The 13568-nt window shown below is 32.9% G+C and carries 18 protein-coding genes and 1 tRNA gene; 12 read left to right on the forward strand and 7 right to left on the reverse strand.

Features of this window, described 5'->3' with window-relative positions; translation table 11 throughout:
• Positions 1-20 precede the first annotated feature (20 nt).
• Positions 21-878 carry an isocitrate lyase/PEP mutase family protein gene (locus tag T478_RS05865; protein WP_048105964.1) on the forward strand — a complete coding sequence of 286 codons (858 nt, stop codon included), beginning with the start codon at positions 21-23 and terminating at the stop codon, positions 876-878.
• Between the two features lie 24 nt (positions 879-902).
• Here the strand turns inward: T478_RS05865 and T478_RS05870 are convergent, their stop codons facing one another.
• Positions 903-1190 carry an AlbA family DNA/RNA-binding protein gene (locus T478_RS05870; RefSeq protein WP_048105966.1) on the reverse strand — a complete coding sequence of 96 codons (288 nt, stop codon included), beginning with the start codon at positions 1188-1190 and terminating at the stop codon, positions 903-905.
• Between T478_RS05870 and T478_RS05875 the strand changes: the two genes are divergently transcribed.
• Positions 1189-1764 (forward strand): HEAT repeat domain-containing protein, encoded by a 576-nt coding sequence (locus T478_RS05875; protein ID WP_052433905.1) that lies wholly within the window; start codon positions 1189-1191, stop codon positions 1762-1764. The genes T478_RS05870 and T478_RS05875 overlap by 2 nt on opposite strands.
• 1 nt (position 1765) lies before the next feature.
• Here T478_RS05875 and T478_RS05880 read toward each other — a convergent pair.
• Positions 1766-1842 (reverse strand) — tRNA-Ala (locus T478_RS05880).
• Between the two features lie 111 nt (positions 1843-1953).
• On the opposite strand from T478_RS05880, the gene T478_RS05885 reads away from it, so the two are divergent.
• From T478_RS05885 to T478_RS05910, 6 genes are read left to right on the forward strand one after another with little or no spacing between them, the layout of a single operon-like run.
• On the forward strand, positions 1954-2796 hold the full coding sequence (locus T478_RS05885; protein ID WP_048105968.1) for a ferredoxin--NADP reductase: 843 nt from the start codon (positions 1954-1956) through the stop codon (positions 2794-2796).
• 57 nt (positions 2797-2853) lie between these two features.
• Positions 2854-3450, forward strand: a complete 597-nt coding sequence (locus T478_RS05890; protein ID WP_048105970.1) for a nucleotidyl transferase family protein — start codon at positions 2854-2856, stop codon at positions 3448-3450.
• Positions 3451-3485: 35 nt separating this feature from the next.
• The gene (locus T478_RS05895; RefSeq protein WP_048105972.1) at positions 3486-4400 is read left to right on the forward strand and encodes a branched-chain amino acid transaminase; all 915 of its coding nucleotides are present in this window, start codon (positions 3486-3488) and stop codon (positions 4398-4400) included.
• A 2-nt stretch (positions 4401-4402) separates the two neighbouring features.
• Complete coding sequence (locus T478_RS05900) at positions 4403-5338, forward strand: Gfo/Idh/MocA family protein (protein ID WP_048107021.1); 936 nt, start codon at positions 4403-4405, stop codon at positions 5336-5338.
• Positions 5335-5604: a Trm112 family protein gene (locus T478_RS05905; RefSeq protein WP_048105976.1), complete on the forward strand. Its 270-nt coding sequence runs from the start codon at positions 5335-5337 to the stop codon at positions 5602-5604. Before T478_RS05900 ends, T478_RS05905 begins: the two co-directional genes overlap by 4 nt.
• A gap of 5 nt (positions 5605-5609) precedes the next feature.
• The gene (locus tag T478_RS05910; protein ID WP_048107023.1) at positions 5610-6089 is read left to right on the forward strand and encodes an acyltransferase; all 480 of its coding nucleotides are present in this window, start codon (positions 5610-5612) and stop codon (positions 6087-6089) included.
• On the opposite strand, the gene T478_RS05915 is transcribed toward T478_RS05910, so the two are convergent.
• Complete coding sequence (locus tag T478_RS05915; RefSeq protein WP_048105979.1) at positions 6086-6604, reverse strand: ferritin; 519 nt, start codon at positions 6602-6604, stop codon at positions 6086-6088. The genes T478_RS05910 and T478_RS05915 overlap by 4 nt on opposite strands.
• A gap of 107 nt (positions 6605-6711) precedes the next feature.
• Here T478_RS05915 and T478_RS05920 point away from each other — a divergent pair, with 107 nt between their 5' ends.
• The 3 genes from T478_RS05920 (at position 6712) to T478_RS05930 (ending at position 9365) form a co-directional block, all read left to right on the forward strand.
• Positions 6712-8253, forward strand: a complete 1542-nt coding sequence (locus T478_RS05920; protein WP_048105981.1) for a pyridoxal-phosphate dependent enzyme — start codon at positions 6712-6714, stop codon at positions 8251-8253.
• Positions 8254-8286: 33 nt separating this feature from the next.
• Positions 8287-8739 carry an ASCH domain-containing protein gene (locus T478_RS05925; RefSeq protein ID WP_048105982.1) on the forward strand — a complete coding sequence of 151 codons (453 nt, stop codon included), beginning with the start codon at positions 8287-8289 and terminating at the stop codon, positions 8737-8739.
• A gap of 62 nt (positions 8740-8801) precedes the next feature.
• Entirely contained in the window at positions 8802-9365 is a 564-nt protein-coding gene (locus T478_RS05930) for a TATA-box-binding protein (protein WP_048105986.1), read from the forward strand.
• 24 nt (positions 9366-9389) lie between these two features.
• On the opposite strand, the gene T478_RS05935 is transcribed toward T478_RS05930, so the two are convergent.
• Genes T478_RS05935 through T478_RS05950 form a run of 4 tightly spaced genes read right to left on the reverse strand, consistent with a single transcriptional unit; the run spans position 9390 to position 13054 of the window.
• Entirely contained in the window at positions 9390-9749 is a 360-nt protein-coding gene (locus T478_RS05935) for a tetratricopeptide repeat protein (RefSeq protein ID WP_048105987.1), read from the reverse strand.
• Positions 9750-9762: 13 nt separating this feature from the next.
• Positions 9763-10425: a fructose-6-phosphate aldolase gene (gene fsa / locus T478_RS05940; protein WP_048105989.1), complete on the reverse strand. Its 663-nt coding sequence runs from the start codon at positions 10423-10425 to the stop codon at positions 9763-9765.
• A complete protein-coding gene (locus T478_RS05945; RefSeq protein WP_048105991.1) occupies positions 10422-11390 on the reverse strand; it encodes a transketolase family protein in 969 nt (322 codons plus the stop codon). Before T478_RS05945 ends, fsa begins: the two co-directional genes overlap by 4 nt.
• Positions 11387-13054, reverse strand: a complete 1668-nt coding sequence (locus tag T478_RS05950; RefSeq protein ID WP_048105993.1) for a ribulose-phosphate 3-epimerase — start codon at positions 13052-13054, stop codon at positions 11387-11389. Before T478_RS05950 ends, T478_RS05945 begins: the two co-directional genes overlap by 4 nt.
• 123 nt (positions 13055-13177) lie before the next feature.
• Here T478_RS05950 and T478_RS05955 point away from each other — a divergent pair, with 123 nt between their 5' ends.
• On the forward strand, positions 13178-13564 hold the full coding sequence (locus T478_RS05955; protein ID WP_048105998.1) for a hypothetical protein: 387 nt from the start codon (positions 13178-13180) through the stop codon (positions 13562-13564).
• The last annotated feature ends 4 nt before the right edge of the window (positions 13565-13568 follow it).

The raw sequence follows: 13568 nt of genomic DNA on the forward strand, positions 1-13568 counted from the left end.
AACAGTACTAGACAGATTTTATGAAAAAACTTCGAAAACTGATTAATGATAAATCAAAACCTCTTGTAGTTCCAGGAGTGTATGATGCTATAGGAGCAAAAATTGCTCAGAAAGTAGGTTTTGAAGCAATGTTTCAAACGGGTTATGGGACATCTGCTACATTATTAGGAATGCCAGATTATGGATTTATCGGATTATCAGAAACAACAGATAATGCCAGACGTATAGCAAATGCAATATCAGTACCACTAATTGTAGATGTGGATACAGGTTATGGAAATGCATTAACTGTAAAAAAATTACTTCAAGATTTACAAGTTGCAGGAGTATCAGGCATATTTCTTGAAGATCAAAAGTGGCCTAAAAGATGTGGACATATGAAAGGAAAAGAAGTTGTTCAAAAAGAAGAATATGGTGAAAAATTAGCTGCTGCAGTAGATGCAAAACAGGATAAAGATTTCATCATAGTTGCTAGAACAGATGCCAGAGCTACAGAAGGACTAGACGAAGCGATTGAGAGAGGTAAATATTATAAAAAAATTGGTGCTGATTTGATTTTTGTGGAAGCACCAAAATCAATTGAAGAAATGAAAAAAATTGGCAAGTCAATTAATGCCCCTCTAGTCGCAAATATGATTGAAGGAGGAGCAACTCCAATTAGTTCAACAGCAACATTGCATAAAATGGGATTTCAACTTGTACTGTATCCATTATCAATTTTGTATGCAAATACATTTGCAACAATGAAGATACTCAAAGAATTAAAGAGTAAAGGCACTACAACAAGACTCAAAAAAGATTTAGTTAATTTCGATCAGTTCAATGATATTGTAGAATTATCAAAATTTAGAAAATTAGAAGGAAAATATTCAAAATAAAAAAAGAAAAAACTAGTAAAGAGTTTATTGAGTATTTCTCTTTACTTCAATTTCTATTGTGGAAACATTTCTTGTCTTACCGTCTTGTGACTCTAAACTTTCAGAGCCTATGGATATATTTCCAATCATATATCCGGAGTTTTCGGTCTTTCTTGAAATTATTTGTGCAACATCTACGGCTCTACCGATACTCATTCCTCGAGCTTTGATGTTGACAGAAGGCAAATTAGCCAATTGGATTAACGTTGAAGTAACGTATGCCATAATTGGTTTCTTACCTATGAATACAGTGTCTCGTTGTTCGGTTGACATGCGAGTAAAATATTACGAGGATAATTTAAATCAAGACAGAATGAACAGAGAGGAAATTTTAGAATCACTAAAAAATGAGAAATTAAGAAAAAGTATACTACAGACTTTGACTCAAAATAACGATCCAGAAATCATACACGAAATTATCCAATTATTTGATGATGAAGACATAGAAATTAGAGGCGAGGCATTCAGTAGTTTATTTCTCAATAGAGGCAATATTTTGAAAGACTTGGTTTTAGGATTGAGACATGATAGTAAAAATGTACGAGCATACACAACGTTAGTTTTAGCAAATAGAAATGAAAAAAATGCAATTGAAGAAATTATAAAATTAACAAATGATTCAAGTGGTTTAGTTAGAACTTGTGCATATGGTGCATTAGGACACTTGGAAGCAAAACAATCAGCTAAAGAACTGCACAAAGGTGTTTTTGATTCAAATTTAGAAGCAGTGAAAAGTGCAGCATATTCACTTACAAGAATTAAAGAAAAAATTTCAGATAAAGAATTAGAAGAGTTACATAAATTAGATAAACCAGAATTTGATAGAATCTTGAAATTTTTTAATTAAATGGTGGACCGAAAGGGATTTGAACCCTTGACCCCACGCATGCCATGCGCGTATTCTACCAGTCTGAACTACCGGCCCAGTATTGAACCTAAACGATTCGATTTCTTAAAAAATTACCAACATTTAACTTAATTTGAGTTAGGCTAATCTAACAGAAGATATTTAAACATAAATTCATATTTTTAAGAAATGGTTCAAGACAATAAAGCAACATTAACTTATACACAATTACTAAAAGAGGATCTTGGCATATTTCGCCTTGTTCCAGAAGATGGAGTGATTCCAGATTACAAACCTGGCCAATTTTTAACAATTGGGATGCCAGTACCAGGTGAAGATAATAAAATTGTTAGACGTGCATATTCAATTGCATCACATCCAGAAAATAAAAAATTCTTTGAGTTTGTAATTAGATGGGTTAGAAAACCATTTCCAGGTAGATTGACAACAGAATTATTCAATGCAAAAGAAGGTTCAGAAGTTAGTTGGATTAAACCAACAGGTCATTTAACAATCAATAATGAATTACCAGATGGAGAACCAGATACAAGAAGAATTGTATGTATTGGCGGAGGAACAGGACTCGCTCCATTTGTTAGTTATGCACAACATCTTCATGACATAGGAGACAAAAGAGAGATTATAGTTTTGCATGGTGCAAGTTATGTAGATGAATTAAGTTACAAACAACTTCTTACCGATTTAGAAAATGAGAGTATTGATAAAGGAACAGACAAGTGGAATTTCAAATATAGAGCAGCAATAAGTAGACCACAAGAATGGTTTAATCGTGCATGGACAGGTCAAACAGGAAGAGTAGAACAATTCCTAAGATCAAAAGCTGGAGAAAAATCCCCATTAGAAGAATTGGTCGGAGAACCAATTACCAAAGATAACACAATGTTTTACATTTGTGGATGGCAAGGAACAATTGATGGAACGATGGATTACTTACAAAACAAGGATTTCGTAACAGAGCGAAAAAAACGTCCAGATGGAAGTTACGAAGTTAAATTTGAATCATATGGTTAAACTGGTTTTTCATAAAAAAACTCAATTATTGAAATACAAGACATATATCAGAATAATATGACAATTGCAATTTACTTGGCTCATTTGAATCCAGTAACAAATGCTCATTCAGAAATCATCAAGGATTTAACAAAAAGTGATCAAGTCGTAGTTATGCCAGTTAGATTTTTGATTGACGGTAATGAGGTAAACAGTAAAAGCTTTCCATTTACATTTGAACTTAGAAAACAAATGTTAGAATCAGTTTTTGGAGATTCAATAACAGTTTCATCAAATTATACATTTCATGCACCATTCAAGAAATATTTTCCACCACTTGTTTCAAGAGGTTCATGGGAATTAAGAAAAGAAATTCTCAGTGAAATTGAAGGAGATTATTACACTTACACAGGCGATAAAGCAGAAGGATTGATGCTAAAAATATACAGATTGAAGCCTAAAGTTGGTCAGAGAAAAAAACTCTCAGCTACATCAGTGAAAAATGATATGTATGATTCAGTTTCGGGAAACAAAAATGATTGGGAAAAACAGGTTCCAAAATCAGTTGCAGAGATTATTAATAAAAATTGGAATATTGTTGAAAAATTCGCTTCATCAGAAGATAATACCATGAGAGTGCTAGGTATGAAATTTCCAAGAGAAGGATATACCTAGTTATAAAATAAATATACAAAATTCTAGAATTTTTTGTGAGTTCAATATCTGAATTAATTTGGTTTGACGGAAAATACGTTAAACACAGTAATGCAAAGATACCAGTAACAACTCATGCAATTCATTATGGCACATCAATTTTTGAAGGAATTAGAGCATATTGGAATGGAGAAGAATTAAACATTTTCAGATTAGATGAACATATTAGAAGATTCAGAAATTCAGGAAAATTTTATGACATTACATTAAGATTTTCAAATAAAGAGATCAAAGATGCGGTAATTAATTTATGTAAAAAAAATAAAATTAAAACCTCATGTTATATCAGACCATTTTATTTTGTAGGACAATATGGAATTAATTTACACGTAACAAAAAAAGCACCAACACATGCAGTCATTTTTTGTTTTCCATTTGGAGATTTATTTAATAAAAATGGGATTACAGCATGTATTTCAAAATGGAAGAAATTCAACGATAGTTCAACCCCAACACAAGCAAAGATGGGAGGTAACTATCTAAATTCAATTCTGGCAACGCAAGATGCAAAAAAAAGAAAATTTGATGAAGCAATTCTATTAGATAAAAATAACAAAGTGAGTGAAGCGCCTGGAGAAAATATCTTTATTGTAAAAAATAATACTTTGATTACACCACCACTTTCATCATCAGCATTAGACGGAATAACAAGAAAATCAATTTTAGAATTTGCTAAAATAATAAAAATTAAAACAAAAATTAGAGAAATCTCAAAAGATGAATTAAAAAAAGCAGATGAAGTGTTTCTAACTGGAACTGCAGCAGAAATAACACCTGTAATTAAAATAGAAACCAAAAAAATTGGAGAAGGTAAAGTCGGAGATGTAACAAAACAAGTTATGGATACATACACCCAGATAGTAATGAATAATAACAAAAAATTTTCTAAATGGTTAACAAACGTGTATTAAAAATGAAAGTAATTCAAATTGGAACAGGTGGTTGGGGTAAGAATCATTGTAGAGTTTTATCGGAATTTGGAGTATTATCAGCAATTTGTGATATGAATTATGAAAGAGCAAAAGAATTTGGAGAAAAATATAACGTCAATTACTATAAAACTCTAGAAGAATTGTTTGAAAATGAAGAATTTGATGCAGCATTCATTTGTACTCCTACATCAACTCATTCAGAACTAGCATTACAATTAATTGAAAAAAAGAAACATGTTTTTGTTGAAAAACCAATGACCTATCTTTCAGAAGATGGTGAAAGGTTGGTAGAAGAGGCTAAAAAGAAAAAGGTCATTTTAACATGCGGATACATTGAAAGATTTAATCCAGCAGTAGCTCATGTTAAGGAATATCTTAAAACAAAAAAATTTGGTGATTTGATTAGACTGGAATTTTATCGAGAACATAGAATGCCATTACATATCAAAGATGTTGGAATAATTTATGATACAAGTGTGCATGACATTGATACAGCAATGTGGCTTTTTGATGAAACACCACAAGTTGTGTTTGCAAAGTCAGGACAAATTAATCATGAACATGAAGATTTTGCAACAATAATGCTTGGTTTCAAAGATAGTAGAATAGCCACCATTTCTTCAAATTGGATTACTCCAACTAGAGTGAGAAACTTTAATGCAGTATGTACTGATGGGCGGATTTTTTCAGATTTTATCACACAAGAAATACGAATTGAGACCGATAAAGGAACAGAAACTCCATCAAAACAAAAAGAGGAACCATTATCATTAGAAATTAGAAACTTTCTTGATGCAATTGAGAGTAAAAATGAGTTAAGAGTGAAGTCCGAACATGCAGTAAATGTAACAAGGATTGCAGAAGCAGCTCTTTTATCTAGTCAAAAAGGGATTCCAATTTATCTGGATATAAAATGAAGAGAAAACTATTAGATATTTTGGCATGTCCAATGTGTAAAAAGCATCCTTTGGAATTAATAGAAATTAAAACAAAAAATGATGAGATAGTAGAAGGAGCAATTTATTGTGATACATGTGAAAGATATTTCCTCATCATTGAAGAGATTCCGGTAATGTTGCCAGATGAATTAAGAGATAAAAAACAAGAAAATGAATTTCTTCAGAAAAACAAAGATTCTCTTCCTGAAAAAATTATCAAACAAGGAAAACCTTGGCATTTGTGATAAGAATGGTTGAAAATTTTATTTCTGAAAAAGCAAAGATTGGAGAAAATACAAAGATATGGCATTTTGCATATGTGGGCGATGATACAGAGATTGGAAATGGTGTGAAGATTGGCTCACTTGCTCATGTAGATTATGATGTTAAGATTGGAAATAACACAATGATTGAGGGACTAGTTTACATTCCACCATTATCAAGAATTGGGAATAATGTTTTCATTGGACCATCAGCATCATTAACAAATGATCCATTTCCACCTAGTGAAAAATTAATTGGAGTTACAATAAAAGATAATGCAATAATTGGTAGTCGAGCAGTAATCAAAGCTGGAGTAACTATTGGAGAAAATAGTGTAGTTGCAATGGGAGCAGTAGTAACAAAAGATGTACCAGCAAATACAGTTGTTGGCGGAGTTCCAGCAAAAGAAATGTATTCAAAAGAAGAATATGATAAAAAACAATTAGATTGGAAAAATTCTAACTAATTTTGAGTATCACTTGCTGGAGATGTTGTCATTCCACCAAGTAATTTATCGATTTCATAGATTGCAAGTTTATCACGGCCTATAAGATTGAATTTTTGAAGTATGTCTTCAAATTGTTGTTCTTCTTCAATCTGTTCGTTTACAAAGAATTGCAAGAATGTAATTGTATTATGATCCTTATCTTTGGTAGCCAAGTCAACCATGTGGTTTATCGCTTTTGTGACACCCTGCTCATTTGATAGTGCAATTTTACATATTGCTTCTAAAGATTTGTAAGTTTTTGGTGGTTGTTTTACTCCAGGAATGATTGCGCTCATACATTGGCCATTAACAAAATTCACAAATTTTAGCATATGTTGATGCTCTTCTTGTGCTTGAGCATGGAAAAATTTTGCAGCTCCATCATAACCAGTGATATCACACCATGATGCTGCAGAAAGATATGCATTTGCAGCGTTTGCTTCCATTTCAATTTGCTTGTTTAGTGCTTTGACTAAAGGTGCAGATATTTTCATACAGTACATTATTCTCTAGAGTTAAAATACTTCTCGAAAATTACCCTTACCTAATTACGCTAAGCTAATTGCAAAAGTTCTAAATTGAACCTCAATTATGCAATCATATGTCCGATAGTGCACTAATGGAAAAATTTGAACAAGAAGTTTGGTCCAAAGTTCCTCATAGAGAAGAAAAAGATGGCAAAGTGGAGATTGTTAATGCCACACCATTAACTGATCTTACTGAGGATTTGAAAGAATGTGCAAAAACAGTATACGATGTGGACATTAGTGGAAAAGATTTCAAGGTTTATGGAAAATTTGATGGCACATTACTAACAGGCTCAATCAAGGTAAGACCAGCCGTTAACATTATTCACGATGCAATAACTACTGGCAAGATTACATCAGGAACAACTGTAATTGAAGCCACTTCAGGAAACTTTGGAATTGCATTAGGATTATTATCAAAAATTGGCGTAACTGCAATTGCACTTGTATCAAGAAAACTTCAGGAAGGAGTTTTCAAAGAATTAAGAAATGGGAATATTCGAATTATGGATTTAGATATGGACATTTGTCCTGCACCTGGAATGGAAAGTAAACAAGATGAGTTGGTTGCAAAAGCTACTGCAGCAAATGTTCGTTCTCAAATGATTGAGCTTGGATTTGAACCTGAAACCTTTGATAATAACATTGCAGACATTGAAACACTTTTAGCTAAAAAAGACATAATCAATTTAGCAAAATTCCTTGCAAAAATTTACAATTTATTTTGTCCAGAACAGTATGATAATGATCTTAACGTTGATGCACATAGAACTGTAACAGGTGTTGAAATTGATCAACAATTACATGAAAATGGAGAATCATTAGAAAATTTCAATATTGTTTGTACATTTGGAACAGGTGGAACATCTGGCGGTCTAAGTAGATACTTTGATGAAAAGTATGGTAAGAAAGGTGTTCATGTAATATTTCCTCCTGACCAACAAGATGTTGCAGGTATAAGAACAGTAGGTAATGCAGATGGTCTGAAATATTATGATCCAGAAAAATATGCAGGTAAACATCAAATTGACTTTGAGCAAGCAAAACCATTATTGAAATTCTTTGTTGACAAAGGTCATGATATGGGAGAAAGTAGTGCTCTTGAACTTTATGCAGCATTACAAATGATATACAATAATGGAGGAAACTATGTTGTTATGATTTGTGATGGAATTGGAAAATATAGAAAGAATTTTGAAAAGATTGGAAATAGTATTACACCAAATCAAGTATCACAACAAGATGTTTCATCAAGTGCAAATGACTATGATAAAGTGATATGGATTCATACTCAATATACCCCAAAAGAAGAAGGAATTGAATTATTGGCAAAATCTCTTGGAATCGATAAGAGTAAGATTATAGTTCCAAATGCCAGAACAGCACAAGAATTGCTATCTGGACAGCAGGTTCCTGAAGAAATTGACCAAGCATTACAAGAATCACAAGGAAAATCACTCATGGTTTGTATGGCAGGCAGAACATCGCTAATGGCCGCAAACGTTCTAGCCGACAAAGGAATTCAGACTGACAGTCTAACTGGAGGCATTACAGGACTTCCTGAGAGTCAGACCAAAGATTTGTCAGAGATAATAGAACAAGCCTCACAATTCTGATATTTTTATACATAATCTAAATAATAGAGATTTATGAAGTGTCTTTCAATTTGTCAACCATTTGCAGAATTAATTATTCAAGGTAAAAAAACAATTGAGTTACGAAAATGGAATACAAAATTTCGAGGGGAGTTTTTAGTTCATGCTGCCAAAAATATACTTGAAGATGATTGTAAACGAATGAAGATTTCACCAAAAGCAGTAACTACAGGTGCCATAATTGGTAAAGTGAATTTAGTAGATGTTAAAAAATATGATTCAGATAAAGAACTCAAAGCAGACAAGAAAAAACATTATTCAATTTCAGATAATACAAAAAATAAGTATGGATTTATTTTAGAAAAACCAAAAAAATTACGAGTTCCTATAGAATATCTTGGAAAATTAAATTTCTTTGAATTTCATCCAGATGAGATAAAAAATAATGATGTCAAATTAGATCTTTTTGAAGAAGAACATCGGTATATGTGGATAAACCGTCATTAATTGTAATATCAGACTGAAATCAAACCCATGTATATATAAAGGGAGTATTTAAAAGAGTAGAAATGCCACAGACAAAACCAATTGTAAGTGTAGAAAACGTGGTCGCTTCAGCGTCAGTTGATCAAAAAGTAGATCTTAATGATATTACTAAAAAATTTCCTGATACCGAGTACCACCCAGATCAATTTCCAGGATTAGTATTCAGATTGGAAAGTCCAAGAACTGCTACACTAATTTTTAGAACTGGTAAAATGGTATGTACCGGAGCAAAATCTGAAGAGATGGCAGTAAAAGCTGTTCAAACAGTTGTAAAACAATTACGTAAAGGAGGTATCAAAATTAAGAAAGATGCAGTCATTACAGTTCAAAATATTGTTGCAGCAATTAATCTAGGTGGCAAAATTCACTTAGAACAAGCAGCAAGAAAATTGCCAAGAAGTATGTACGAACCCGAACAATTCCCAGGTTTGATTCACAGAATGCTTGATCCAAAAACAGTAATTCTATTGTTTGCATCAGGCAAACTTGTATGCACAGGGGCTAAAAAAGAAGCAGATGTGTATAGATCCGTACATAACCTACATTCCACATTAGAAGAAAAAGAATTAATGATCTACGACGCGTAGATTCTCCAATTCTATTTATTATTTTTAAATTTTCTTTAACTCATCCTCAATCTCAATTAGAGATTTGTTTTTTGGATCTAATTCTTTTATTTTATTGCAACACTCAATTACTTTTTCTTTGTTTTTTAGATTAAGATATACACTAGCTTTGATTGCTAAAGCATCAAGATCAAACATTCCAATTTCTAGAGTTTTATCCATATACTCTAATGTCTTTTCAGGATTACCTTTGATGTAATAGATTGTTCCAATGATAAATGCAATATCAGGGTCGTGTTCAAGTCCTTTTTCAATTCCATGTCCGTATTCTAGTGCCTCATCGTATTTCTTTTTCTTAACAAGTGTTCGAAGACGACGTCGTGGATTATTAAATAGACCAGTCAAGTGTTAATCAAAATTATGCTTTATTTGATAGCTCAGACTGGAGTTTATTCCAGTCGGCAAGAAATGCTTTGAGACCCTTATCAGTTAATGAATGACCGAGCATTTTAGCTAATACCGCAGCAGGCAAAGTTACAACATCAGCGCCAATTTTTGCAGCATCTACAACATGCTGTGGATGTCGTACGCTAGCAACAAGAATTTCGGTTTTAAAATCATAATTTGAGAAAACTTGTTTGATTTCTCTAATTAGGTCCATACCAGTATGGCCAATATCATCTAGTCTTCCAATGAAAGGACTGACATATTTGGCTCCTGCTTTTGCTGCAAGAAGAGCTTGGTTTGCTGAAAATACAAGTGTGACATTAACAGGTATTCCCTGTTCTGAAAAACTCTTACAAGCTTTTAGTCCATCGCCGGTCATTGGACATTTTACTACAACATGTTCACCATATTCTCGGAGTTTTTTTCCTTCCTCCATCATTCCATCATAATCAGTGCTTACAACTTCTAAACTAACATCACCTTTGATTATTCTAGTTATTTCTTCCATTGCAGCATGTGGATCACCACCTTCCTTTGCAAGCAAAGAAGGGTTTGTGGTAATTCCATCTAACAAACCCATATCGTTGTATTTTCTAATATCATCAATGTTTGCTGTATCGAGGAAAATTTTCATTGTTTACTACGGATATCCTTGACAGTTTTTTCTATATTAATTGATGTGATGCCATGTTTTTCCAATAATTGTGGAATTTCATTATCACGAGCAGATTCACCAAATTTGTCCTGTGCACCAATTCTACGTATAGGAACAGGATATGACTCAGAAACAACTTCAGTCACAGCAGAACCAAATCCGCCCATTACATTATGTTCTTCACAGGTAACGATTCCACCGGTTTCTCGTGCAGCTTTTTCTAAGATATCTTTGTCAATTGGTTTTATTGTGAAACAATCAATCACTCTACATGAAATACCAGCTTGTTGAAGTTTATCAGCTGCATCTAAAGCCATCTTTACTGTAATTCCAGTAGCAGCTATTGTGCAATCATTTCCATCTCTTAGCGTTATACCTTTTCCAATTTCAAATTCTTGAGAATCAGAATAGACAGTTGGGACTTTAGATCTTGCCATTCTCATGTAAAATGGACCATAAATTTGTGCGATATTTTTTGTTAGTTTTGATACAGCAACAGCATCAGCAGGAATTAGAACTTTCATGTTTGGAATCACGCGCATGATTGCAATATCTTCAATTGTTTGATGAGAACCACCATCAGGTCCAACAGATAATCCACCGTGAGAAGTTACAAGTTTTACATTCAAGCCTTTTTTTTCTCCTCTTGAGGGATATGCAATTGAATTTCTTATTTGATCAACACATCGTCCTGGTAAAAATATTGCATACGTACTTGCAAATGATGTTTTTCCAGAATAAGCTAATCCTGCAGCAACAGATACTAAATTTGCTTCAGCTATTCCTACGTTAAAAAATCTATCAGGAAAATTTTTTCCAAATCCAGATGTTTTTAATGAATCAGTTGTATCTGCACCTAAAACAACAATATTTCTGTCTTGTTCACCTAATTCATTTAATGCTTTTCCATATGCAGTTCGCATATCACCAAATTCATCAGTCATTGAAATCCAAGCTCCGTTGCTATTTGTTGTAATTCATCTTTTTTCTTGCCTATAACATGCAAGTCAATCCATTTGTTAACCAATTCAGTACCTCCGAGTTCATTTGCTTTTTGAATTAACAATTTTCGTCTCGTTCTTAATACTTGATTTCTAAATTCTCTAATTACTAATCGAACATCAGTTTGACCAATTATAGCACTACCACCAACAAATACACGTGCACCATCTGCAAAGCATTGACCAATATTATCTAGAGTTACTCCACCATCAGCTTCTATGTACCCAGCAAAACCGTTTTCTTTCAAATTTATCATGAGGTTTTTTGTTTTTTCATGTGTGTTTTCAATATATTTTTGCCCTGATTTTCCAGGAACAACAGACATTACTATGATTTGATCAAGTGAAGAAATGAATTTTTTACTCCAATCAGGCATGGATGTATCAGGGTTTATTGCCAAGCCAACTCCAACTTTGTTTGATTTTAACAAATCATGTATTTCTCCAAAGCTTGATTCGTCACAAACTTCAGCATGAACAGTTACAATATCACTTCCTGCATCAATATAATTTTGAATTTGTCTAACAGGTTCATTAATCATAAGATGTGTATCAAATGGAATTACAGTTAGAGGTCTTAGCTCTTTAATTTTTGTATGATCAAAAGTAGAATTTGGAACAAATTGACCATCCATTACATCCAGATGGATGTAATCAGCCCGTCCATCATCACATCGTTTTACTTCATTTTTCAGATTAGTCATATCACCTGCAATTATAGATGGTGCAATCATAAATTGTGAATCTAATTCCTCATTAATCACAGGAACAAGTGTAGGGTGTGGAGCCTTTCCATGCCATTGTGGATTGTCCTCCATGTGTTCAACTGCTTTTCCTTTAATTGTTCGAGCTATAATGATTGATGGCATGCCTTTAACAGATTTTGCTCTGTTAAGTGCATCAGAAATTTGTTCAATTCTATGACCATCAACTTCTATTACATTCCAACCAAAGGAACGCCATTTATCACCAGTCTTCCATCTACTAGCATCTTTCCACATTTCAGAAAGTTCATCACCATCTAGTGATTCATCAAGCGGCATGATTTTTTCAGTGTAAGAATCTTGTTGTATGAAATTTCTATCAAGAATTAGTGTTAGATTGTCAACATTGTATTTTGCAGCAGTCATTGCAGCTTCCCAAACTTGACCTTCGTCACTTTCACCATCACCCATTACTGTGAAAATGTGTGTATCTTTTTGATCAAGTTTTGCTGCCAATGCATTTCCAATTGAATAAGACAATCCAATACCTAAAGATCCACCACAAAATTCAACACCAGGACATTTTAGATCAGGATGACCTTGTAATTTACTTCCAAATTGTCGCAATGTATCTAATTGTGATTCCTCAAAATATCCAGCTACTGCCATGTTTGAAAATAAACCAGGAGAAGCATGACCTTTTGATAAAATTAACTTATCTCGATCTTCCCATTCAGGATTTTTTGGGTCAAATTTTAAATGATTATAGAAAATGCAGCCCATGATTTCAGCCATGGAAAATGAACCACCAGGATGACCTGAACCAGCAATTGAGGTTCCACGAATAACTAATTTTCTAGCTTGAAGAACATTTTTTTTAATTTGATAGTAATTTAGGCCCATTTTGATTTATTGACCAATTTGATACTTTTAATTTTACACATGATCGTCCTCATCAAAAAATAGCCAGAATTACATAAATAGCTATTTCCGAAAATTTTAATCTTCAAAGATCGTATCAAAAGTATGGAATTTCACGATTCACTACCGCTCATGATTTATGATGACAAATGCTATGTTTGTATAAAATTTGCCAAGTTAATGAATTTCTTAGCAAAAGGGAAGTTACGTATGATCGGTCATTATACCGAATTTGGAGGGAAAATTAGAAAAGAAATTCTAGAAGATGATGCATTAGAAATGTTCTGGTTTATTGATAAAGAAACAGCATATGGAGGAAGAGCCGCGATAATTCCCCTGTTATCAGCTATTTTGAGAGTTCATGGAAGAAAATTCAACAAAGTAAGCATTCAAGAATCATGTGATATTGGATGTAAAGACTCACTTGCAGTATTTTTCCGCTCAGCCAGTTTAATTACGCATAGTAGAAAGATCAGAATAAGCAATCTATAAAAAA

The sequence above is a fragment of the Candidatus Nitrosopelagicus brevis genome (assembly GCF_000812185.1).
Classification (GTDB): Archaea; Thermoproteota; Nitrososphaeria; order Nitrososphaerales; family Nitrosopumilaceae; genus Nitrosopelagicus; species Nitrosopelagicus brevis.

Excerpts from the sequence above, each read along its gene's own strand:
- T478_RS05925 (WP_048105982.1), top strand. The coding sequence starts at position 8,287 with ATGAAGTGTCTTTCAATTTGTCAACCATTTGCAGAATTAATTATTCAA.
- T478_RS05920 (WP_048105981.1), top strand. The coding sequence starts at position 6,712 with ATGTCCGATAGTGCACTAATGGAAAAATTTGAACAAGAAGTTTGGTCC.
- fsa (WP_048105989.1), bottom strand. The coding sequence starts at position 10,425 with ATGAAAATTTTCCTCGATACAGCAAACATTGATGATATTAGAAAATAC.
- T478_RS05905 (WP_048105976.1), top strand. The coding sequence starts at position 5,335 with ATGAAGAGAAAACTATTAGATATTTTGGCATGTCCAATGTGTAAAAAG.
- T478_RS05930 (WP_048105986.1), top strand. The coding sequence starts at position 8,802 with ATGCCACAGACAAAACCAATTGTAAGTGTAGAAAACGTGGTCGCTTCA.
- T478_RS05950 (WP_048105993.1), bottom strand. The coding sequence starts at position 13,054 with ATGGGCCTAAATTACTATCAAATTAAAAAAAATGTTCTTCAAGCTAGA.
- T478_RS05945 (WP_048105991.1), bottom strand. The coding sequence starts at position 11,390 with ATGACTGATGAATTTGGTGATATGCGAACTGCATATGGAAAAGCATTA.
- T478_RS05955 (WP_048105998.1), top strand. The coding sequence starts at position 13,178 with ATGGAATTTCACGATTCACTACCGCTCATGATTTATGATGACAAATGC.
- T478_RS05875 (WP_052433905.1), top strand. The coding sequence starts at position 1,189 with ATGCGAGTAAAATATTACGAGGATAATTTAAATCAAGACAGAATGAAC.
- T478_RS05915 (WP_048105979.1), bottom strand. The coding sequence starts at position 6,604 with ATGAAAATATCTGCACCTTTAGTCAAAGCACTAAACAAGCAAATTGAA.
- T478_RS05870 (WP_048105966.1), bottom strand. The coding sequence starts at position 1,190 with ATGTCAACCGAACAACGAGACACTGTATTCATAGGTAAGAAACCAATT.
- T478_RS05865 (WP_048105964.1), top strand. The coding sequence starts at position 21 with ATGAAAAAACTTCGAAAACTGATTAATGATAAATCAAAACCTCTTGTA.
- T478_RS05910 (WP_048107023.1), top strand. The coding sequence starts at position 5,610 with ATGGTTGAAAATTTTATTTCTGAAAAAGCAAAGATTGGAGAAAATACA.
- T478_RS05900 (WP_048107021.1), top strand. The coding sequence starts at position 4,403 with ATGAAAGTAATTCAAATTGGAACAGGTGGTTGGGGTAAGAATCATTGT.
- T478_RS05890 (WP_048105970.1), top strand. The coding sequence starts at position 2,854 with ATGACAATTGCAATTTACTTGGCTCATTTGAATCCAGTAACAAATGCT.
- T478_RS05885 (WP_048105968.1), top strand. The coding sequence starts at position 1,954 with ATGGTTCAAGACAATAAAGCAACATTAACTTATACACAATTACTAAAA.